The 21407-nt window shown below is 44.3% G+C and carries 19 protein-coding genes; 10 read left to right on the top strand and 9 right to left on the bottom strand.

Annotation, left to right across the window (positions count from 1 at the left end; all coding sequences use genetic code 11):
- Nucleotides 1-129: 129 nt before the first annotated feature.
- From ACFPIB_RS16970 to ACFPIB_RS16980, 3 genes are all read left to right on the top strand, one after another.
- Nucleotides 130-558: a hypothetical protein gene (locus ACFPIB_RS16970; protein WP_378018668.1), complete on the top strand. Its 429-nt coding sequence runs from the start codon at nucleotides 130-132 to the stop codon at nucleotides 556-558.
- An 82-nt stretch (nucleotides 559-640) separates the two neighbouring features.
- A complete protein-coding gene (locus tag ACFPIB_RS16975; protein ID WP_378018669.1) occupies nucleotides 641-2140 on the top strand; it encodes an HTTM domain-containing protein in 1500 nt (499 codons plus the stop codon).
- Nucleotides 2141-2251: 111 nt separating this feature from the next.
- Nucleotides 2252-2716 (top strand): YdeI/OmpD-associated family protein, encoded by a 465-nt coding sequence (locus ACFPIB_RS16980; protein ID WP_378018670.1) that lies wholly within the window; start codon nucleotides 2252-2254, stop codon nucleotides 2714-2716.
- A 258-nt stretch (nucleotides 2717-2974) separates the two neighbouring features.
- Here the strand turns inward: ACFPIB_RS16980 and ACFPIB_RS16985 are convergent, their stop codons facing one another.
- From ACFPIB_RS16985 to tsaD, 9 genes are all read right to left on the bottom strand, one after another.
- Nucleotides 2975-4081: a DUF1254 domain-containing protein gene (locus ACFPIB_RS16985; RefSeq protein WP_378018671.1), complete on the bottom strand. Its 1107-nt coding sequence runs from the start codon at nucleotides 4079-4081 to the stop codon at nucleotides 2975-2977.
- A gap of 97 nt (nucleotides 4082-4178) precedes the next feature.
- On the bottom strand, nucleotides 4179-4478 hold the full coding sequence (locus ACFPIB_RS16990) for a HigA family addiction module antitoxin (protein ID WP_350414459.1): 300 nt from the start codon (nucleotides 4476-4478) through the stop codon (nucleotides 4179-4181).
- Between the two features lie 10 nt (nucleotides 4479-4488).
- On the bottom strand, nucleotides 4489-4770 hold the full coding sequence (locus ACFPIB_RS16995) for a type II toxin-antitoxin system RelE/ParE family toxin (protein ID WP_378018672.1): 282 nt from the start codon (nucleotides 4768-4770) through the stop codon (nucleotides 4489-4491).
- 142 nt (nucleotides 4771-4912) lie between these two features.
- Entirely contained in the window at nucleotides 4913-5656 is a 744-nt protein-coding gene (locus ACFPIB_RS17000) for a DUF6794 domain-containing protein (RefSeq protein ID WP_378018673.1), read from the bottom strand.
- 91 nt (nucleotides 5657-5747) lie between these two features.
- The gene (locus tag ACFPIB_RS17005) at nucleotides 5748-6335 is read right to left on the bottom strand and encodes a hypothetical protein (RefSeq protein ID WP_378018674.1); all 588 of its coding nucleotides are present in this window, start codon (nucleotides 6333-6335) and stop codon (nucleotides 5748-5750) included.
- Nucleotides 6336-6442: 107 nt separating this feature from the next.
- Nucleotides 6443-6889, bottom strand: coding sequence for a hypothetical protein (locus tag ACFPIB_RS17010; protein ID WP_378018675.1), 447 nt, complete (start codon nucleotides 6887-6889; stop codon nucleotides 6443-6445).
- A gap of 694 nt (nucleotides 6890-7583) precedes the next feature.
- Entirely contained in the window at nucleotides 7584-8954 is a 1371-nt protein-coding gene (locus ACFPIB_RS17015) for a tyrosine-type recombinase/integrase (protein WP_378018676.1), read from the bottom strand.
- A 251-nt stretch (nucleotides 8955-9205) separates the two neighbouring features.
- Nucleotides 9206-9337 carry a hypothetical protein gene (locus tag ACFPIB_RS17020; protein WP_378018677.1) on the bottom strand — a complete coding sequence of 44 codons (132 nt, stop codon included), beginning with the start codon at nucleotides 9335-9337 and terminating at the stop codon, nucleotides 9206-9208.
- Between the two features lie 160 nt (nucleotides 9338-9497).
- On the bottom strand, nucleotides 9498-10505 hold the full coding sequence (gene tsaD / locus ACFPIB_RS17025) for a tRNA (adenosine(37)-N6)-threonylcarbamoyltransferase complex transferase subunit TsaD (RefSeq protein ID WP_378018678.1): 1008 nt from the start codon (nucleotides 10503-10505) through the stop codon (nucleotides 9498-9500).
- A 143-nt stretch (nucleotides 10506-10648) separates the two neighbouring features.
- On the opposite strand from tsaD, the gene ACFPIB_RS17030 reads away from it, so the two are divergent.
- The 7 genes from ACFPIB_RS17030 to ACFPIB_RS17060 all read left to right on the top strand — a co-directional run bounded on the left by ACFPIB_RS17030 (nucleotide 10649) and on the right by ACFPIB_RS17060 (nucleotide 21363).
- Entirely contained in the window at nucleotides 10649-15088 is a 4440-nt protein-coding gene (locus ACFPIB_RS17030) for a translocation/assembly module TamB domain-containing protein (protein WP_378018679.1), read from the top strand.
- 243 nt (nucleotides 15089-15331) lie between these two features.
- Nucleotides 15332-16231, top strand: coding sequence for a cell division protein FtsX (locus ACFPIB_RS17035; RefSeq protein WP_378018680.1), 900 nt, complete (start codon nucleotides 15332-15334; stop codon nucleotides 16229-16231).
- A gap of 178 nt (nucleotides 16232-16409) precedes the next feature.
- A complete protein-coding gene (locus ACFPIB_RS17040) occupies nucleotides 16410-16625 on the top strand; it encodes a DUF3098 domain-containing protein (RefSeq protein WP_378018681.1) in 216 nt (71 codons plus the stop codon).
- A complete protein-coding gene (locus ACFPIB_RS17045) occupies nucleotides 16626-17408 on the top strand; it encodes an undecaprenyl-diphosphate phosphatase (protein ID WP_378018682.1) in 783 nt (260 codons plus the stop codon).
- A gap of 1 nt (nucleotide 17409) precedes the next feature.
- Nucleotides 17410-18123, top strand: coding sequence for a tRNA pseudouridine(55) synthase TruB (truB, locus tag ACFPIB_RS17050; protein ID WP_378018683.1), 714 nt, complete (start codon nucleotides 17410-17412; stop codon nucleotides 18121-18123).
- Between the two features lie 6 nt (nucleotides 18124-18129).
- The gene (locus ACFPIB_RS17055; protein WP_378018684.1) at nucleotides 18130-19056 is read left to right on the top strand and encodes a bifunctional riboflavin kinase/FAD synthetase; all 927 of its coding nucleotides are present in this window, start codon (nucleotides 18130-18132) and stop codon (nucleotides 19054-19056) included.
- A gap of 375 nt (nucleotides 19057-19431) precedes the next feature.
- The gene (locus tag ACFPIB_RS17060) at nucleotides 19432-21363 is read left to right on the top strand and encodes a M13 family metallopeptidase (RefSeq protein ID WP_378018707.1); all 1932 of its coding nucleotides are present in this window, start codon (nucleotides 19432-19434) and stop codon (nucleotides 21361-21363) included.
- The last annotated feature ends 44 nt before the right edge of the window (nucleotides 21364-21407 follow it).

A 21407-nucleotide genomic window follows, 5' to 3' on the forward strand; every position in this document is an offset into this window, starting at 1 on the left:
GATGCATGCAAGGCGTCTGAATAAAGATTATGAGAAGAACAGAATGAACAGCCAATCGATGGTATATATAGCAATGATCTCAGTAATGCTTAAACGTTGCTAATGGCTTTTAAAACAGTTTCTAAGATTATGAAGAAAACGTACCTTACTTTATTTGCTGTTTCCTGCATGGCATTCGGCGCTTCAGCTCAAACCACATCCGGTTCTACCGGCGGAACAACCGGATCGACTGGCACAACTTCCGGTACTACCTCGGTTACTACTTCAGGTACTACTTCGGGCAGTACAACTACCATGACCTCCGGAACTACCAGCGGATCTACCACCCGCATGACTTCCGGCACAACCAGTGGCTCAACCACGGGTACCATGACGAGCGGAACAACTTCGGGCAGCACCACCCAAATTACTTCGGGCACCACATCGGGCTCAACCACCGCCATAACCAGCGGCACGACTTCCGGTAGCACTACCAGAACTACATCGAGAACAACTTCCGGTAAAAGCACTAAAAAGAAAAAAGGCACTAAAAATACCGGTACCACTTCCGGCTATTGATACAGCCTAGATCTTTAATTCTAAAAGGCAAATTCCAGTTGAGTTTGCCTTTTTTTACAACCTTCCCACAGCTTTCGTTCTAATGCGTTATTTTCTTTTGTACCTGCAAAAAACGTTTACGGTAGATCTCAGAGCCCTGGCGTTGCTGCGGATCGGGTTGGGCGCTTTGCTTATAATTGACCTGTATACCCGGGCTACCGATCTGGAAGCGCATTATGCCAACAGCGGCGTTTTACCTTTACCGGCCCTTTTTGAGCACGCCTGGAATCCGTATTTTTTCTCTTTTCATACCGGCAGCGGACTTTGGCAGGTGCAGGCTTTATTTTTTTTGCTGTCAGCATTTTTTGCCGTTTGCCTCATTCTGGGTTTTAAGACCCGTTTGGCTACCGTTTTCAGCTGGGCGTTGCTCGTTTCTTTGCATAACCGTAACCCGCTCATTTTGCAGGGCGGCGACGATCTGGTACGGATGCTGCTTTTCTGGTCGATCTTTTTGCCGATGGGTACTTATTATTCCATTGATTCCCGAAAAAACTGCAAGCCAGAAAAAAACAAGTATTTCAGTGCGGCAACCATTGCTTTAATTCTCCAGATCTTCCTGCTTTATTTCTGTACCGCTTTACTGAAAAGTGCCCCGGAATGGCACCAATACGGCACGGCAATTTATTACGCGCTCAGCCTCGATCAAATTTTATTGCCTGGCGGTAAACTGCTTTATCCGCATTACGAATTACTGAAATTCCTCACGTTCGGGGTTTATTATACGGAATTGATCATCCCGTTTTTATTACTGATCCCATTCTACAACGGCTTTTTTAGGATGGTGGTGATCACGGTTTTAGCCGGGCTGCATTTCGGGATCAGTTTAACCTTGTTCGTCGGGCTTTTTTACCTGATAAATCTGGTTTCGTTGTTGGGGCTTATTCCAGGTAAACAAATGGATTGGCTCGAGAAAAAACTTTTCCCGCTGGCCATTAAGATCTGTAAGCAGGCTATTGACTTTTGCAAACGCTGGCCCTACCCTTTTTCCTGGAAAGCCGACCTGCGTTTTAGCTGTTCACCGGTTTTGCTGAAAAAGCTGAAATACGGCCGCGAAATCCTGGTTTCGTTTGTGTTAGTTTACACCATTTGCTGGAACCTGGCCAACATGCCCGATAGGTTTTTCAAGTTCCCGGATTACCTGCGAGGACTGGGTTTCTGGCTGCGCGTAGATCAGAATTGGGGCATGTTTTCCCCGGCCGTTTTTAAAGACGATGGCTGGTATATTCTGGAAGGAACGACGAACCAAAACCGAAAAATTGACCTGAACCGCAACGGGAACGCAGTAACCTACAAGAAACCGAAATCGGTAGTCTCGCTTTTCAAAAACGACCGCTGGCGCAAATACACCGAAAATTATTTGTTCATTCACAACGACTGGATGCGGCCTTATTACTGCAATTACCTCATGCGCATCTGGAACGAAAAAAACGGTAGGAAAAACCAGCTAAAAAGTCTGGAGGTGATCTACATGAAAGAAGTTTCGCTGGATCATTATAAAACCAAACCTGTAAGGCGCGAAGTTTTATGTAGTTGCGGGGAGTAAATCAGGGAATGATTGAATGCGTGAATTAGTGAATATAATGTACTTACTTTTTTAGTCGAAAAGGATAGCGTTTTTTGTTTATCTTCAGGTTGAATTTTAAACTGTAAACGCATGACCGCGCAACCGGAACCGATATTATTTTCAGCCAGAATTGAGCAGCACCAAAACATGGATGCCGCTTATGTAATTGTGCCGTTTAACGTTGTGGAGTTTTTTGGCACAAAAGGTCAGGTAAAAGTGAAAGCTACGTTCGATGGGTTTGAATACCGTGGTTCGCTGGCGGCTATGGGTGGTGGTGGCCACGTTTTAGGCATCCGCAAAGATATCCGGAAAGCGATAGGGAAAACCTTTAGCGATCTGGTAGATGTGAAAATAGAACGCGATCTCGAACCACGAACCGTAATGGTGCCACCAGATTTAGCAGCGCTATTCAACCAAAATCCGGAAGTTAAAAGAGCGTTTGGCAAACTAAGCTATACGCACCAAAAAGAATATGTAAACTGGATAGAAGAAGCCAAAAAACCGGAAACCCGCCAGCGTTGCATTCAGAAAACAATTGAAAATTTACTGAATTAGAAAGACTTTTGGGGCTTAAATGCTATCGTTTTGAACCGGAGTTTAGGAATAGTTATTTTTATTACTGCCAACGGATTGTGACTTGGCGTAGTGACGGATTTTTAGCACAAAAGTTCAATTGAAGAACTACACTTGAACCTACCACAAAACTGTCATACGGAGCACTGCCCCCGCCATTACGCCAAGCCGCTGTTGTATGCTATAATTGTTTTTTGGATATATACTTACAATCTGTTCGCACTTCAATTAACTTTCATGTTATTTTGAAGATACCACTTTGATCAGAGGAACAATACGATAACCATCCTCAGTTACTCGTTTGGAAGGACGGTAATGCCGAGCCAATATGTTAAACTTATTTGAAGGATTATCAATTTCCAGATTATTGGGAGCATCCTTTCCGCAACCAAAACTAATTGTATAGGTGCCATCTTGGTTTTTTTTTGCAGTATTCGAACTGAAGTTTGCAAGGTCATTAAACATAAAACCATTTTTATCATACACCGTGATTGACCAGAAAGCACCATTTTTTGGGTCTTCAAACGTAAGCTGGTAACAGCTATCGGTCGAAAAATTTCCAGAGGATTCATATATGTTATCAATGAGTTGGGCACCTCCCCAACCTGCTGCGGCCCCAACCTGGTACTTTTCAACTGTTAAGTCTTTTGCTGATTCGTCACGTGGGTTGGTAAACATACCTTTCATACCATGGATGCCATCTCGCTTAACAATTTCTGACACCTTAGCTTTAAGTTCTGATTCAACTTTGTAAAATGATTCCTTGTTAATGGGTTCGGTGGCAAATAAATTATTTGAATTTGACTTAATTCTCATTTGATCCTGAATCGCTTTTGCTTCTTCTTTAGTGAATGTTCCATCAAGTCTAATAATTAAATAAAGGTGAGTTCCGGTATGTGTTGATAAATCATAAGAGCCGGGACCATACATCATTTTCTGAATTCTATGATCTTCAGTTACCGGTTGAACAGACATGTATTTTCCCTCAGGAATATCCGGCATTTCAATAGTCGCACCTTTTGATACATCAACAACAGCCATTGAATAATATGTATCTCGGTTTATGCGAACAACAGGTTGGTCATCTGTAGGTGTGAGCTCTCTATTATGAACAAATTTGTTCACCCCAACCAAGCTTTGGCCCTTGAGAATCTGACGTGATGTCTCGTCTGTTGGGTAAGTATCTGGAGTGACAATTCTACCATTTTCACTAAAGAAAGCCGTGTCTGAAGTAACAGATTTTAAGTTTGTTGCAGTTTGTTCTGACGTTGCTGATTCATTGTTTTTGTTTGATTGGCAACTAATTGTTGCTATAATAAACACAATCGCATAAAATGATTTTTTCATAGTAATAGTGTTTATAATTTGATACTTGTTTTATTCATGGCATACGGTTGGGTGCAGCTGAAGCCTGTAGCGGAGCAAAGGTTAAGGCTGCATTGGGTTAGGCTGCGTTTTTCTCAAATCGTTTTATGGATTCCAGTTCCTGCTGCTTATTAATCCTTTCTTCTTCCAGATCATAATCATCTTGCAAACCAAGCCAGAACTTAGGGGAATTGCCAAAGTAGTAGCTTAACCTTAAAGCCGTATCGGCTGTAATGCGCCTGTTTCCTTTTAAAATTTCAGACACTCTGGTTTGAGGTATACCAATGTCCTTTGAAAGCCTATAGGCGGTAATGTTTAACGGAACAAGAAACTCTTCTTGAAGTATTTCTCCTGGGTGAATATTAGGTAGTCGCTCCATGTAATTCTTTTTAGTGGTAATCAATGATTTCTACTTCTGATGCCTGGCCGTTATTCCATTGGAAGATGATTCTCCACTGGCTGTTTATCCTGATACTATAAAACTCTTTCAGGTTTCCAGCTAACTTCTCTAATCTGTTGGAGGGAGGAATGCGAAGGTCAGCAATATCCTGGGAGTTATTAAGCATTCTTAATTTACGCCTGCCAGTTGTCTGAATCTCCATAGGCAGCTTCGCTATCCTTTCCCCGTTCCAGATTTTTTCAGTCTCCTTTGACCCGAAAGATACTATCATGCTTACTTTTAGCGTTACTAACGCCAAAAGTAAGCATTAAGTTTTATTCCAAAAAGTTTTGTAGAATTTTTACCCTTCAAATACAGCCTAACGGCTGGGCTAAAAAACGTTTTAATGATTTTTATCTTTGGTTGTGGTTTCGTTATTTTTCAATAAGGCTAAATAATTCATGGTCCTCAATAAGAATGATATCATCTTTAACATCATAACACTTCATCACTCGTTTCTTTTTCTTCTTATCTACAAAGTTGTCAATATGAAGAACTAGTTTATCGCTTTGCCATCCAATTATTGTTCCTTCAATTTGAGTTCTAAGAAACATTCCTTTTAATAGAAATCCACATCGTTGCTCCACATATCCGCTAATCTTTTTCCCACTTGTCCAATCACTCTTCTTTTGGTCAAGCCGAGCTTTTTCAATTGAGTCAAGTTTTTCTTCCATCATCTTTTTATAAAATGGATGTGTTTCAAGCCTTATTAAATGTTCATTTGATTTCTTCCAAAAGTCTTGATAGTGCTGAACTTGTTCCTCTACTTTCCAATTCTGTTCATGAAGTTCCCGATAATAAGAAGTCAAAATAATTCCGGACATGTCGTCCGGGTGGAAAATACCAATTGAATTAAAATATTTTGCAAGTTCTTTTCCTTTCCATAGTCCCCAATTATTTCTCATCCACATACCAAGTCCCATATGAGAACCCGCCAAAAATTCACTTTCTGTCATTTTAAAAATTTTCTGTTTGGTGGTATCATGATGGATATTTTTTAATTGGTTAACTGCCTCTTCTAAATTGATTGGTTTGTAATTAATTCCCTTTTTAGCTGATTCCTGACCAAAAGCCGTGAAAAAGCTAAAGAGTAAAATAAATAGGAGAATGTATTTCATATATTTCTAATGCACCACAACGGACTTGGCTATGCATAGGGCGAAGCAAAGCGAGACTTTTGCATAGGTGTGGTTAGGGGTTTTAATTCTTTCAGTTTTCACTTCTTCTTTTAAGAAACTCTTGATGATATTCGGCTAAAGGTTCCTTAAACCAGTCGTTCACATAGTCATAATTAATGCTACAACTTCTCCAATCAAAGTAGCCACCATTTATTAGTTCTTCTCTTGAAATTTCTGATAACTGCTTATAAGTATATTGCCTTCTTACACTGGTTGCAGGGTTTAAGCTCCTGTCAAACCCAATTGTAGGAAATCCTTGGGAATAAATTTGCCAATTGCCTTCCTTATATTCTGCGGCCAGCACTTTTACATAATCAAAAACTACCTCGCTTTTCTTGTCTATCTCTAATAACAGCAACAAAGCTTTGCTTCTGTCTTCATTAAAGAATACAGCACTGTCAATCTTCCACATTGCATCAGTGTCAAGATGTCCAAAGAACTTCACATCCCTGCTTATCCAATTTGATACAGTATCTTTAGCAGCACTTCTAACCGAATTATATTCAGGTGTCTCTTTTACTTTAATTATATAGTCCTTCAAGCAGAGTTGTTGCTTTTCAGGGCTTTTGCAGCCATAAAGCAGAAACATTTGGACTACCAGAATAATGAGACATCTCATGTTTTGTGGGAAGGATACTTTTTTATAACTTTTATTGCCCCTAACGGTTTGGCTATGCGGCGGCGAAGCTGCCGTATAGGTGTGGTTGTAGTTTGTTATTTTTTTTATTAACCAAAGAATTTTATAGAAAAGTCAATACCAACATAAAAAGCAAGTATATCAGGCGGAATTGCTAATGTATATTTTACCCAAGTATTCATTCTTTTCTTTTTTCTGTCGCTTATCCAAACTAAGTAGATGCTAATAAAAATTAAACTTAATGGGACAAGAGATTCAAAAAGAGGGAGCTTATATTCCCCTTTAAAATGTTCTATCAATAGAAAAGCTGGCCAAGAAAAAAACATTAGAAGTAAAAATACTGTCAAAAGGATTGCCCCAACTCTGGAATAGAAAAAGTGAAGCCAACTTAAAAAGCCAAAAATTATTATAGAACAATAAAAGCTAATTAGTGGAAGCCAAGAGCCAAGACCGGCCGAAACACCCATATATGCCGCAAAAAGGAAGTATAATATGCCTGCAACTAATATGGAGGTTATATAGGCGATAATTCTCATTTAAATTTTAATTTACTACAACGTGCTTGGCTAAGGCACGTTTTAATGTGTTTTAGGTTTTGTTAGTTGGTTTAATATTTCCAAATTTATTATATTATTAAAAGTCAGATTATTCGATTAAAATGTGCTAATCCAGCTTCTAAATTTGTTAATTATAATAGCCTTAGATTAGATTTAAAGGAGGTTTTTATAATTTAAAAGGCATATGAAGTGAACAATTAATATCAAAGTGACGAAGAATATACCCAATACATTGAATACACTTAACCAGAATCCTAATAATATTATAATTAGCCAAAAAACAAAATTAGCTACAAATCCAATTTTTACATCTTTTTTGTAGTACACTAATAAAGTTAACCCTGTTGTGAATAAAGAAATCGAATAAAAAAACAAAGAAAACAAAGCTGAGCCAGCAGCTGAAACGGCCTCCTCCATATTCTTTTTAATTTATATACCTACTAACTACTGTATATAAAACACTACTACGTTTATCCCCACTATATCTGTAGGTTTTCCGCCCATTTTAGATACTGTTTTGTAAAAGTCAGGCATTAGACGTGCGTTCATATTCAAATGTAACAAAGATCTATAAATTATAAAGCGGGCTCATGATCTTTTCAATGGCGTGGGTAGTTACATGGGTATAGATCTCGGTAGTTTTGCTGGATCCGTGGCCGAGTAAGGTTTGGATTTAGCGCAGATCGGTGCCCTGCTCCAGCAAATGCGTGGCAAAACTGTGGCGCAGCGAGTGCGGGGTAAAAGGCCCTTTTATGCTGGCTTTTTCTTTGCATGCCCGGAAAACGTTTCGGATACTTTCTACCGTATATTGCCCGCCAAACTGCCCTTCAAACAACCAGTCTTTTGGTTTATAGGTTTTATAATACGCGCGCAGGTTTTGAAGTAATTTGGGAGACAGCAAGGTGGTGCGGTCTTTTTTACCTTTCCCGCCCCGTATCAGCAGCAGGTTGCGTCCGCTTTGCACATCGGTCAGTTTCAGGTTAATAACTTCGCCAATGCGCAAGCCGCCGGCGTAAAGCAATTGCAGCAGGCAGCGGTGCTTCAGGTTTTCGGTAGCCTGCAGCAACCGTTTCACTTCATCTTTGCTCATTACCTTAGGCAGTTTCTGTACTTTTTCCGGTCGTTCTACCTGGTTAAGCCCCATTAAAGGGCGCTGCAACACCCGCTGGTAGTAGAATTTTATGGCATTTATGCTCTGGTTTATAAATGAATAGGAGTATTGGGCGCTTTGCATCATATCGCGGTGGTACTGGTTTACCTCTTCAGCGGTAAAAGCTTCTAAAGCGGGCAGCCCCTGCTGCCGGTACGAGTTCAGAAAGCGCAACAACAAGCCATGGTAGGTGCGGATGGTATTAGGGCTGTAGTTTAGCAGCAGCAGTTTTTCCAGATATGGCAAGGGGCAACTGATAAAATTGCTGTCTTTTGCGTAGGACTGCTCCCAGAGTCGCGTTTGCACGCTCAGGTCCTTAATTTTCAGGTCCTGGCTTAGCCAGATCTGGGCTAAGCCTTCCAAACTGTCCAGCAGTTGGTGTAGGCTAAGGCCATCGGGGCCGGTTACAAAGCATTTAGGCTCCGTCAGCCATTTTACGCGGCTTCCCTGGCATAAGCGCTGGTATAATTCGCGGTTATAGGCAAAGCTGATCTGCAACACCTCACGGTTATTATAAACCAGTGGCTGCAGGCGTACCACGGGCAGGTCAGGCAGTTTGGGCAGACTGGCCAGCTCAGGTTTTTGAGCGGTAAGGGTTACCGTTTTGGTTGGCCGCAGGCGGTTGGGGCGGTTCAGATACTGGGTATTTATCCGGGCAATGCCTTCCAGGTGTTGTTGCAGCAGGGCTACCTGTTGCTCAGAGCGGGCCATTACGTAGCATTTATACGTTTTGCTGAATTTTACCCCGGCAGCAGCTTTCAGTTTGTCGCTTATCTGGCGGTTAGGCTTGTTCCAGAGTTTAATGTAGGTTTTACCGGCATGTTCCAGCGGGTTCAGGAAAACGGTGTTTTCAAAGTAATACCACGGGGCTGGTTTACTTTGCAGGAAGCCCAACCACCCCCGAACCCCTCCTTGAAAAGGAGGGGAGCTTTTCGGTACTGCTTCATCAGACTTTCGAAGCCTAAAAGTATACCGTTTAACTTATCTGAAGCTTAATAAGAATAAGAGAAATTAAAATTAAGCAGCACGTAACTCCCCTCCTTTTCAAGGAGGGGTTCGGGGGTGGTTTACTTTCTTTTGCACTGACCAGTGTCGTTCCCTGGCCGGCAACAGTCGCCGGATGGAAGACAAAAGCGAAGCGCTGATCAGGCAGGTAAACCAGATCTTGCGGCGCTCTGAAGCAGGTCAGCCCGCAAGGTAAAACCACCCTGCGGCGTGAAGTGCTGGAACAGGCCGGTTTCGACTTCAGGTACTTTACGAACATTTACCGTACTCAAAAAGGCAGTACATACTATTTTTGCTACGATTATGGCTACCTGCTATTGGCCGAAGAAAAAATTCTGATCGTAAACCAACAGCCTTATATGGTATCCTGAGACCTGGTTCGGGCAATTAAGCAAGAGCTGATAAAAAAAGTAGAAACCTACCTGCTAACCTCTAAAACTTCAAACGTGGTTCCGGGCTGGCATACTGATCCGTAAATTCCCCTTTCAGGTATTTGAAATGCGCAGCCATGGCAATCATTCCGGCATTATCGGTGCAGTACTGAAAAGCCGGAATGTAAACGTTCCAGCCGCGCTTCACCCCTTCTTCCTGCAAAGCCTTCCGCAAACCCGAATTGGCCGATACCCCGCCGGCAATGGCTATTTCCTTTATATCAAGCGCTTCGGCGGCTGGTATCAGTTTCTTAAACAAGGTTTTGATCAAAGCATGTTGAATGCTGGCGCATAAATCGGCCAGGTTCTGCGTTATAAAGTCGGGGTTTTGTTTGGTCTGGTCTTTCAGGAAATAAAGAATAGCCGTTTTAATGCCGCTGAAAGAAAAATCGTTGCCCGGTAAATTCACGATCGGGAACTGGAATTTATTTTGATCGCCGGTGGCGGCAAGCTTGTCTAAAGCCGGTCCGCCGGGGTAAGGCAAACCTAGCAACTTGGCCGATTTATCGAAGGCTTCGCCCACGGCATCGTCGGTTGTCTGGCCAATAATTTCCATATCGAGGTGATCGCGCACCAGCACCAATTGGGTATGTCCGCCGCTCACGGTAAGGCAGAGGAACGGAAAAGCAGGTTTTGGCTCGTCTATAAAATGAGCCAGAATATGCGCCTGCATGTGGTTTACGTCAATAAGCGGAATGTTCAGGCCCATGGCAAAGGCTTTGGCAAAGGAAGTGCCCACCAGCAGCGCACCAAGCAAACCCGGGCCACGGGTAAAGGCTACTGCGTTAAGTTCACTTTTTGCTATATTTGCCGTATGAAAAGCCTGCGCCACCACCGGAATAATGTTTTGCTGGTGCGCGCGCGAGGCCAGTTCCGGTACCACGCCACCGTATTGTTCGTGAACGGCCTGCGAAGCTACCACATTGGCAAGTATTTTGCCTCCGCGGATAATAGCTGCCGACGTATCGTCGCAGGAAGATTCTATTGCTAAAATTGTAGGTTGTAACATTTCCTTTGGAAAACCAAAAATCAAATACGCTGCAAGTTATCGGAAAAGCTGTTCTAAAAATAGTTTTTGGCTTACTTGTGCTTATTTTAATTGTACTGAACGGCCTCTATTTTGCCCTCAAGGTGCCGTCCTTTCAAACCAAAGTGGTACAAAAAACCGCCGCCTGGATCTCCGAAACTATTGAGCACAAAGTTACGATCGGGAAAGTTGATATCCGCTTTTTTAAAAGTGTAGTGCTCGACAGCGTGCGCGTGCTCGACATCCGGGGAAACGAATTGTTCTACATTGGCCAGCTCGATGCCGACATCAGTGTTTTCTCGATCTTCGAACCCAATAAATTAAGCATAGCCACGCTTACCATTACAGAACCGCGTACACATTTAATTAAATACGAAGGTACCGACTCGCTGAATATCACCACGTTCATTCATTCCTTAAGCAAACTTATTAAACCAGATACCACTACGGCTTCCAAACCTTTCGATTTTCACATCGATCGCGTGGTGCTGCAAAACGGGTACTTTGCTTACGACAACGAAAATGATGCTCCTACCGATTTCGGGCTCGATTACCAGCACATGAAACTGGCCCGGATCAATGCCGACCTATCGGAAATTGAGTTTCTTGGCGATACCATTAAAGCCAATATCAAAGGGTTGACCGCCTTCGACCTTCCTTCCAAAACCCACCTCAAAAACCTGGACGTAAAAATGACCTTCGCGCCTACGTTCTGGGAATGGAATGAAATGGATCTGAAAGTAGGGCGGAGCAATTTGCGCCATTACGTGCGTTTCGATTACAAGCATTTTTTCAACTTCGTAGATTTCAACGATAGCGTGCACGTAACGGCCCGGCTAGATAGTTCCGCCGTTTTCTCCGATGATATTGCATTGTTTGCGCCGCAGCTGAAAGACTGGAACGAAAAAGTGATCGTAACCGCTGATATTAAAGGCAAAACCAGCCGCTTCGATGCGAAGAACGTGGATATTATTTATGGTAAGAACACTCACGTAGTTGGCAATATAAGCGCAACCGGTTTACCGAATATGAAGGAAACGTTCGCCGAACTGAAGCTAAAACCTTCCACTTTAAATGCCAACGACCTGAAACGTTACATTCCCGACGATGCTTTTGCGTATGCCGACCGTTTGGGGACCGTAAAATTACAAGGTCAGTTCGTTGGTTTTTATAACGACTTTGTAGCCAACGGCAGCTTTCAGACCGCGCTTGGTAGCTTTGTTTCGGATATAAACCTGAAGCTGAACAAGAATAAAACCCAAAGCTCGTACCGCGGCTACCTGAAAACCGATAATTTCCAGGTCGGTAAACTGATCGGCGACGAAAGCGTTTTGAAAAATATTTCGATAGATGGTAAAATTGCCGGTTCCGGTTTCGATGCCGAAACGGCTAATCTGGAACTCGATGCCACTATTAAATCCCTGAACTTCAACAACTACACCTATCAGAATATAGTTACCAACGGTAAACTAGGGCAACAGGCTTTTTCGGGAGCATTCAGCGTAAACGACCCGAACCTGGTGATGAAAGGAAACGGCACCATAAACCTGGAAAAAGGGAACCAGCGTTTCGACCTGACGGCAAATATTGAAAACGCCAACCTGAAACCACTGAATTTTACGCCGCAGGATTTCCGGGTGAAAACCAATGCCACGCTCCACTTTTCCGGCTACCGTCCCGACGATCTTTTAGGTACGGCCCATTTACGCAATACCACGATTACCTTCGAAAACAAACCGGTGCAGATCGATTCTTTGGATGTGGTTTCAGCCAAAACCGGTGGCATCCGCACACTCGATGTAAGGTCTGAACTGTTGAATTTTGATGCGAAAGGCGACTTCAATTATACCTCACTGGTCCGCGATATTGCCATGCTGGTGAAGGAATATAAGCTGAATTTTGAAAATAACGCCACAGCAACCGCTAACTACTATCGTAAAAAAACCAGCCGCAACGTTCCGCCGGATTATGCGCTTGATTTTAACCTGCACCTGAAAAAAGCCAACCCACTGTTTCACATTTTTGTACCGGCGTTTTCGATCTCCGACAATGCAAAAATTGCCGGTAATTTCCGGAACGGACAAACGGCGATCTTCGGTTTTAGCGGCCAGATCGATACCATTTTATACGGCGATTACAAACTGTTTACCAATAACCTCGAGCTTACCACTTCCAAATTACCTTTCAGCCCTGAAGTACTGGCGCAGGCTTTCCTTACTTCCAAGAAACAGCAGGTTCCTTCAGCGGGCGCTACCGAAAATTTCTTTGCAGAAGGTGTCTGGACCGGTCAGAAAATTCAGTTTGCCACCAATATTGCACAGTCCGGAACCACGAATAAAGCCTCTTTCAGCGGCGACCTGAACTTTTTACCGAACCGCCTGCAGATCGTATTCAATAAATCAAACCTGAACTTATTAGGCAAAAACTGGACGATCTCGCCGGAAAATACGGTGGAGATTCGCGGTAAAGAGATCGATTTCCGTAACCTCGTGCTTTCGTACCAGAACCAGAGTATCAGTGCTTCGGGCATGCTTTCCGCCGATCCTTCGAAGCTCATGCAGGTAAAGGTCAGCAATTTTGAACTGCAGAACCTGAACCCGCTGATGGCGCAGAAAATGAGCGGCGTTTTAAATGCCGATCTCACAGCCCGCGATATTTACGACCAGATCATTTTAACGAGCCAGCTTCGGGTAGATTCTTTATTTTTCGATGAAATTCTGATCGGGAACGTAGCCGGGGAATCGGATTGGGACCGCAGGCAGAGCCGGTTGCAGGTAAACCTGGGCGTGATGCGCGATGCGCGCAAAGTGCTGAACGTAACCGGAACGTATAATCCGGACGGCGGAAACAATCAGCTGAATTTACTGGCAGCTATGGAAGATGCGCCGGTAAAAATTGTAGAACCTTTCCTGAAAACCATTATCTCGGATATGGATGGTACCATGGAAGGCCGGATACGCATTCTGGGCAAACTTACCGGCCCGATTCTGAAAGGTGTAGCGAATGTGAGCAACGGGCGGTTTAAATTCGATTACCTGAACACCGTTTATTCATTCTCGGACCGGGTTTATTTTGCAGAGAACGGAATCATGTTCCGTGGCATAAAACTGCGCGATATTTTCGGAAATACGGCTACCCTGACCGGCGGCGTTTATCACGATGGCTTCGATAAAATGGTGCTCGATCTGAAAACCGATTTCCGGAGATTTATGGTGCTAAACACCACGCGGGAGCAAAATGATCTGTATTATGGATCGGCTATAGCTACCGGCGACGCTTCGATCTTTGGCCCGCCTTCAAACCTGAAACTGAACGTAGATGCGCGTAGCGAAAAAGGCACCCGTATTTCTATTCCGCTCAACACGCAAGCCAAGGCTTCGCGGCAAGGGTTCATCCGGTTTGTAAAAGCGAATTCCAAAGATACAACCAAGGTTAAAGTGGCGGTGGAAGAACAGAAAGTTGACCTTTCGGGCATTAACATGAATTTTAACCTGGATGTAACCGACGATGCTTACGTAGAAATTATTTTCGATGAGCGGACCGGCGATATTATCAGGGGAACCGGCAACGGGCGTATCAGGATGAACATTGATACCCGCGGCGAATTTAACATGTACGGCAATTATGAAGTGGTGCAGGGTGCTTATAACTTCACGCTTTATAACCTGGTAAACAAAGAATTTAACGTGCGGCCGGGTGGCAGAATTAACTGGACCGGCGACCCTTACGGAGGAAACCTGAACATTCAGGCTACCAATACCCAGCGGGTTTCGTTGCGGGAAGTGCTGCAGGGCGGAATGACCGATACGTTGGGAACCGATAATGGCGCCGATAATCGTCGGTACCCGGTAACGGTGGTTATGGGTCTGAGCGGAAACCTGCTTACACCCGAAATAAAACTCGATATGGAATTCAACGATGTTCCTTCGCAGGTAGAAACGTTGTTGCAGCCTTTTATTTCCAACATCCGGACCGATGAACAGGAACTTAACCGGCAGGTATTCAGCTTGCTGGTATTCAAACGTTTGTCGCCGATCGGGGAATTTGCTTTGAATAATGCCGGTACTGATGTGCTGACCAGTATCAGCGAATTTGTTTCGAACCAATTCAGTTACTGGATCTCGCAGGTAGATAGTAATCTGGAGGTAGATATTGGGATCAGTGGTGCCGATGCGGCTGGTAACCCCGAGATCATGACGCGTATTGGTTATTCTTTCCTGGAAGGCCGTTTGCGGGTGAGTCGCGAAAGTAGTTTAGGCAGCAACAATACTACCACCCGCACTACAAACGCAACAGCCATCGGCGACTGGCGCGCGGAATACTACCTGCGTCCCGATGGAAAACTCCGTCTGAAACTGCAATATGTAACTTCGGCGGTAAATACTTTCGAGAATAACACGTTCACTACTTCTTCGGTAGGTCTGGTTCATACGCAGCAGTTCGATTCTTTCCGGGAATTATTCGGTCGTAAAAAACCTTCTAAACGCTTAAAAAGGGCCCAGGAAGAACGAAGCCGCCAGCTGGAAAGAATTGAACCCGACGATATTAAACCGCCTCCAATTTAAAGTTCTGACTTTTTTAGTGCAAAAGCATAGCGTTTTTTAAGCAGAATTTACCAAAGCATCCTGAAATTTTCGGGATGCTTTTTTGTTTCCGAAACCTTGTAATTCTGCTTAATCTTGAGTTTTTCCCTTCAAAACCATAGCGTTTTCCGGTAGAAATTTGTTAGGATTAAAACAGATTCGGCTTAAAACTGCAGGCAACGCGCTACTTTTAAAATAATTCTTAAATTTGCGGTTCGCATACCTATGACAAAGCCTTTGAAGAAGCATACCCGCAAGAAAAAACTTGGCCGCTACCCGCAGCTGATGGTCATTTTCAGTATTACGCTGGCATTATTCGTGATCGGGCTTTTCGGAATGCTTTTGCTGCACGCGGCTAAACTTTCTGATAAAGTGAAGGAAAACCTGGAAATGCAGGTTTACCTGGACCGCGATCTGACCGAAATGCAACTCGTTCGCCTGCAAAAAACCTTCGCCTTAAAAGAATATATTGCTTATAAAGGCACAGAACCACAGGTCCGTTTTTATTCCAAAGACGAAGGCGCTAAAGAGTTCATAAAAGGTACCGGCGAAGATTTTCAGCAATTTTTAGGCGAAAACCCTTTACGGGACGCGTACATTCTGCGCATAAACCCGGAATTCGCGGATGCCACGAACCTGAAAAAAATTAAATCCGATCTGGAAAATATAGACGGGGTTTTTGAAGTGCAGTACGTAGAAAACCTGTTCAATTCCATAAACCAGAACCTGCGGAAGATCAGCCTGATCCTGCTTTCGTTTGCGGCAATTTTAACCGTTGTGGTTGTGGTTCTGATCAACAATACCATTAAACTGGCTTTATATTCGCAGCGTTTCCTGATCCGGAGCATGCAATTGGTAGGCGCTACGGCTTATTTCATTCAGCGGCCTTTTTTAAACCGGGCAACCATGCAGGGCGTTATCAGCGGCATACTGGCTTCAATTTCGCTTTACGTGCTGCTGCAATACGCTTATTACGAATTCCCGGACTTGCTTTTGCTGCGCGATGAAAAACAACTGGCCTTATTAATGGGCTTTTTGATCATCCTGGGCACGATCATCGGGTTTTTAAGTTCGTACCGGGCCGTAAAAAAATACATGCGGGCTTCTCTCGATGAACTTTATTAAGTTCGATTGTTCGAATTTTCGATATTCGATCGGTCGACAAAAAACGGTAAGGTTTTGCCTTGAAAAACTAAAAATATTTAATCTGGAAATTCGCTAAAAACGGTATCGGACTCTTAAAAAAAACTAAAACATAAATCGAACAATCGAATATCGAAAAATCGAACACACGAGATAAAAAATGGAAAACAGAAATCGTTTCGCATTCGGTAAAAAGAATTACCTCATCATGTTTGCGGGTATTATTGTGCTGGCCCTCGGCTTTATTATTATGACGCTGGATAAAGAACAATACGGCCTTGGTTTTATGGGTATTACCTTGGGGCCAATTGTAGTGCTGATCGGGTTTGCCATTGAATTTATGGCCATCTTTTATAAAGACAAAACCAACGTATAAATGACGCTCTGGCAAACCATTATTCTGGCCATTGTAGAAGGCCTTACCGAATTTTTACCCATTTCTTCTACCGGCCACATGATCATCGTGTCCAGCTTAATGGGCATCAGCCAGTTCGAATTTACCGGCACCTTTATCACCAGTATTCAGTTCGGCGCTATTCTTTCGGTAGTGTTCCTTTACTGGCGCCGTTTCCTGCAGTCTTTCGATTTTTACCTGAAGCTTTTTGTAGGTTTCCTGCCGTTTGGTATTGCCGGCTTCCTGCTGAAAGATATTGTGGAAGAATTGCTGAAAAGCGTAACGGTAGTAGCCGTAATGCTGATCCTGGGGGGTATTGTTTTACTTTTCATCGATAAGTTTTTCAACGACAAACCAGAATCTGATTCTACCCCAACGTTTAAGCAGGCTTTTTTAATTGGTATGTTCCAGTGCTTTGCGTTGCTTCCGGGAATTTCCCGTTCGGCGGCTACTATGGTAGGTGCTTTAACGCAAGGCTTTAACCGGAAATCGGCGGCGGAATTTTCGTTCCTGTTAGCCGTGCCAACCATGTTCGTGATCACGGCTTACCAGATGCTGAAAAGCTATAAGACCATCCGTTCCGAAGACATAGACATGCTACTGATCGGGAATGCGGTAGCGTTTGTGGTTGCTATTGCGGCCATTAAATTCTTCGTGGGTTTCCTTACCAAATACGGTTTCCGGGTTTTTGGTATTTACCGCATTATTGTGGGCGTAATTATTCTGGCTTTAATGGCCATGGGCTTTGAAATAAACCTGGTTTAATATGCAATTCGATTTCGAAACCGGGGAAATTCTCCTGCTCGACAAACCGCTTACCTGGTCTTCCTTCGATCTGGTTAAAAAAGTACGCAACAGCCTCCGCATTAAAAAGATCGGCCATGCCGGCACCTTAGATCCCCTGGCTTCCGGTTTACTGATCATGTGTACCGGAAAATTCACCAAGAAGATCGAAGAAATTCAGGCGCAGGAAAAAGAATATACCGGCACCATTACCATCGGCGCCACCACCCCATCCTTCGACTTGGAAACCGAAGTAGATTCTACCTGCGATATTGCCCATATTACGGAAGCCGATCTGGAAAACGCCCGGCAGAAATTTGTAGGCGTTATTGCTCAAACGCCTCCTCTTTATTCGGCGGTAAAAGTGAACGGCGAACGCGCTTATAAACTGGCCCGCCGCGGCGAAGAAGCGGAAATTAAAAGCAAGAACATCGAGATCAAAAGCTTCGAACTTACCCGCGTGGCTTTACCCGAAATTGATTTTAAAGTGGTTTGCACCAAAGGTACGTACATCAGAAGTTTAGCCCGCGATTTTGGTAAAGAACTCGGCTGTGGTGCGCATCTCACCAAACTCGTCCGTACGCGCATTGGTGAATATAAACTCGAAGACGCCCTTTCGGTGGAAGATATTATGCGCATCCGCGACGAACGCATTGCCGGTTTCCAAAAAGAGAAAGAAACTCCGGATCAGGCTTAAAACAACATGGAAGTAATCCGGGAGCTCGAGCATTTTCCAAAAATTGCGAACGCGGTAGTAACCAGCGGCACCTTCGATGGCGTGCACGTGGGGCACCAGCAGATCCTGAAAAGGTTGCACGAAAACGCTATGCTTTTGGGTGGCAAAAGTGTGGTGATCACGTTCTGGCCGCATCCGCGCCACGTACTTTCCCAGGCCCAGGAAAAACCGGTTTACCTGCTCACCAGCATTGAAGAACGCATCGAACTTCTCCGGGAATTTAAAGTAGATTACCTGCTCATTATTCCTTTCACCCCGGAATTTGCCAATCTGAGTTCCAGTGAATTCATTCAGAAGATCCTGATCGATACGATCGGAACCAGAAAACTTGTGATCGGTTACGACCACCGTTTCGGAAAAAACCGCGAAGGCGGCTTTGAATACCTGAAAGAAAATGCGGCTACTTTGGGTTTTGAAGTGGAGGAAATTCCGCGCGAAGATGTAGACCATGTAGGCGTAAGTTCTACCAAAATCAGAAAAGCGCTGGAAGCCGGCGACATTGAAACGGCCAACAAATACCTCGGCTATTTTTACCACTTAACCGGCACCGTTACCGAAGGCGATAAACTGGGCCGCACCATCGGTTTTCCAACGGCAAACTTAGCAATTTCAGAAGCGCATAAATTAATACCGGCGCGCGGCGTTTATGCTGTTTACGGCACTTTGAACGGCCAACGACTGAAAGGCATGCTCAACATTGGCATGCGCCCTACGGTTGGCGGCTTAAAACAAACCATCGAAACGCACTTCTTCCATTTTGATAAAGATATTTACCACCAGGAACTGCAACTGGAACTGGTAGCGCGCCTGCGCGACGAACAAAAATTCTCAGGCCTCGATGCATTAAAGGAACAACTGGCTAAAGATAAAGAAGCGGCCCTGAAACTGTTATAGCCTGAACTTCTAATCTTTCTGATCTTGGGATTTTACAGATTTTCTTCAAAACGCTATGCTTTTGCGTCTAAAAAGTCATTAGTTGATTCCGGGAGATTTTATTTTACCCCATAAAATCCTTAAATTCGGGCAATAGATATAGAATCAGCGAAATCTTAAAATCCGTTTAATCCGCGATTCCGACAAACCCGAAATTCACAAATTACTTATATGTCAAATAAATTTACTAAAGGTGGTTTTTCTCCAAAACCATTGGCTTTGATGCTTTTAGGGCTGGTTTCCATTTCCGGTCCGGCCGCTTATGCGCAGCAAAACACGGCTTCTATGGCTACAGAAGCGCCGGCTTCGAAAAAAGCCTTCATCGACCGCACCAACATGGACCTGAGCGTTAAGCCCGGCGATGACTTTTACACGTACGCCAGCGGCAACTGGATCAAAAACAATCCGGTTCCGGCTAAAGAAACCCGTTGGGGAAGCTTCAATGTTTTACGCGAGTTCAACATTCAGGCCGTTAAAAATATTCTGAACGAGAGCGCGAAAAACACGACTGCTGCTCCCGGTTCTATTGAAAAACGCGTAGGCGATTTTTACGCTGCCGCGATGGATAGCGCCCGCATCGACAAACTGGGTTACAAACCGATAAAAGCCGATCTGAAAAAAGCTAAAAAGGTAAAAACGCACCAGCAGGTACTCGATCAGGTTGCTGAAATGCGCACGACCGGCATTGCTTCGCCGTTATTTGCATTTTACGTAGCACAGGATCGTAAAAATCCGAACGTGATGATCCCTCAGCTGAGCCAGGCCGGTACTTCCCTGCCCGACCGCGATTTTTACCTGAAAGACGATGCCCGCAGCCTGAAAATCCAGGAAGCTTATAAAACTTACGTGGCGAAACTCTTTACTTTAGTAGGCGAAAAAGAGGCGCAGGCCAAGAAAAATGCTGAAACCATTTTCAACCTGGAGAAGAAACTGGCCGCTGCGCAAATGAGCCGCGTGGAAATGCGCGATCCGCACAAAACCTACAACAAATTTGCCGTTTCCGAGCTGAGCAAAACCACGCCGAACATGGACTGGAAAGCGCTGATGGCTAAAATGAAAGTTACCGGCCAGGATACCATTCTGGTAAATAATCCTAAATTCTTTGTTGAAGTAAACAACCTGCTAACCAGCACGCCGGTTTCTACCTGGCAAACGTATCTGCAGTGGAATATCCTGAAATCTTCAGCCTCTGACCTGAGCAAACCGTTTACTGATGCACAATTTGCTTTCTCACAGGTATTGAGCGGCCAGAAAGTGCAAACGCCGCGCTGGCAGCGCATGTCGCAGATGACTGATGGTACGATTGGCGATCTGCTGGGGCAGCTTTACGTGAAAAAACATTTCCAGCCGGCCGCCAAAGCCCGTATGGATGAAATGATTGCCAATCTGATAAAGGCATATGAGATCCGGATCAAAAACCTGGATTGGATGAGCCCGGAAACCAAAGAAAAAGCGCTTGCCAAATTACACGCTTTCACGCCAAAAGTAGCTTACCCAAGCAAATGGAAAAACTACGAAGGCCTGGAAATTAAACGCGAAACCTTCTTCGAAAACCTGCGCAACGCCAGCATTTGGGGTTACAACGATATGGTGAGTCAGTTGGGTAAACCAGTAGACCGCACCCGTTGGGGAATGACACCAGCTACCGTAAATGCTTACTACAGCCCGGTTATGAACGAGATCGTTTTCCCGGCCGGTATTCTGCAATTCCCGTTCTTCGACCCGAATGCGGATGATGCGGTAAATTACGGCGGTATTGGTGCGGTGATCGGCCATGAGATTTCCCATGGTTTCGACGACAGCGGCTCGCAGTATGACAAAGACGGTACGCTGCGCAACTGGTGGACTACCGAAGACCTTACCCGTTTCAAACAAAAGTCTGAAGCATTGGTAAAGCAGTTCAACCATTACAAGGTGTTGGATACCATCAGCGTAAACGGTAAACTAACCTTAGGCGAAAACATTGGTGACCTCGGTGGTTTGAACGCTGCTTACGAAGCCTTTAAAATGACTAAACAAGGCCAGAGCAAAGAGATGATCGATGGTTTTACTCCAGATCAGCGTTTCTTCCTTTCATGGGCACAAGTTTGGCGCACGACTATTCTCCCTGAAACTGCCGCACAGCTGATCATTACCGATAACCACTCGCCGGGCCAGTACCGCACCATCGGTACGCCAGTGAACATGGATGCCTGGTACGAAGCTTTCAACGTACAGCCAGGCGATAAACTTTACAAAAAACCGGAAGACCGGATCCGTATCTGGTAACGCTCTGCAACCATAAGCAAAAAGCCGTTCCTGAATATTAGGAA

Origin of the sequence: Adhaeribacter terreus (assembly GCF_042657365.1) — a bacterium.
Classification (GTDB): Bacteria; Bacteroidota; Bacteroidia; order Cytophagales; family Hymenobacteraceae; genus Adhaeribacter_A; species Adhaeribacter_A terreus.

Coding starts and splice junctions, on each gene's coding strand:
- ACFPIB_RS17040 (WP_378018681.1), top strand. CDS start 16,410: ATGGAAAACAGAAATCGTTTCGCATTCGGTAAAAAGAATTACCTCATC.
- tsaD (WP_378018678.1), bottom strand. CDS start 10,505: ATGTTACAACCTACAATTTTAGCAATAGAATCTTCCTGCGACGATACG.
- ACFPIB_RS16995 (WP_378018672.1), bottom strand. CDS start 4,770: ATGATAGTATCTTTCGGGTCAAAGGAGACTGAAAAAATCTGGAACGGG.
- ACFPIB_RS16990 (WP_350414459.1), bottom strand. CDS start 4,478: ATGGAGCGACTACCTAATATTCACCCAGGAGAAATACTTCAAGAAGAG.
- ACFPIB_RS17060 (WP_378018707.1), top strand. CDS start 19,432: ATGGACCTGAGCGTTAAGCCCGGCGATGACTTTTACACGTACGCCAGC.
- ACFPIB_RS17000 (WP_378018673.1), bottom strand. CDS start 5,656: ATGAAATACATTCTCCTATTTATTTTACTCTTTAGCTTTTTCACGGCT.
- ACFPIB_RS17035 (WP_378018680.1), top strand. CDS start 15,332: ATGACAAAGCCTTTGAAGAAGCATACCCGCAAGAAAAAACTTGGCCGC.
- ACFPIB_RS17005 (WP_378018674.1), bottom strand. CDS start 6,335: ATGAGATGTCTCATTATTCTGGTAGTCCAAATGTTTCTGCTTTATGGC.
- ACFPIB_RS16975 (WP_378018669.1), top strand. CDS start 641: ATGCGTTATTTTCTTTTGTACCTGCAAAAAACGTTTACGGTAGATCTC.
- ACFPIB_RS16970 (WP_378018668.1), top strand. CDS start 130: ATGAAGAAAACGTACCTTACTTTATTTGCTGTTTCCTGCATGGCATTC.
- truB (WP_378018683.1), top strand. CDS start 17,410: ATGCAATTCGATTTCGAAACCGGGGAAATTCTCCTGCTCGACAAACCG.
- ACFPIB_RS17010 (WP_378018675.1), bottom strand. CDS start 6,889: ATGAGAATTATCGCCTATATAACCTCCATATTAGTTGCAGGCATATTA.
- ACFPIB_RS16985 (WP_378018671.1), bottom strand. CDS start 4,081: ATGAAAAAATCATTTTATGCGATTGTGTTTATTATAGCAACAATTAGT.
- ACFPIB_RS17045 (WP_378018682.1), top strand. CDS start 16,626: ATGACGCTCTGGCAAACCATTATTCTGGCCATTGTAGAAGGCCTTACC.
- ACFPIB_RS17055 (WP_378018684.1), top strand. CDS start 18,130: ATGGAAGTAATCCGGGAGCTCGAGCATTTTCCAAAAATTGCGAACGCG.
- ACFPIB_RS16980 (WP_378018670.1), top strand. CDS start 2,252: ATGACCGCGCAACCGGAACCGATATTATTTTCAGCCAGAATTGAGCAG.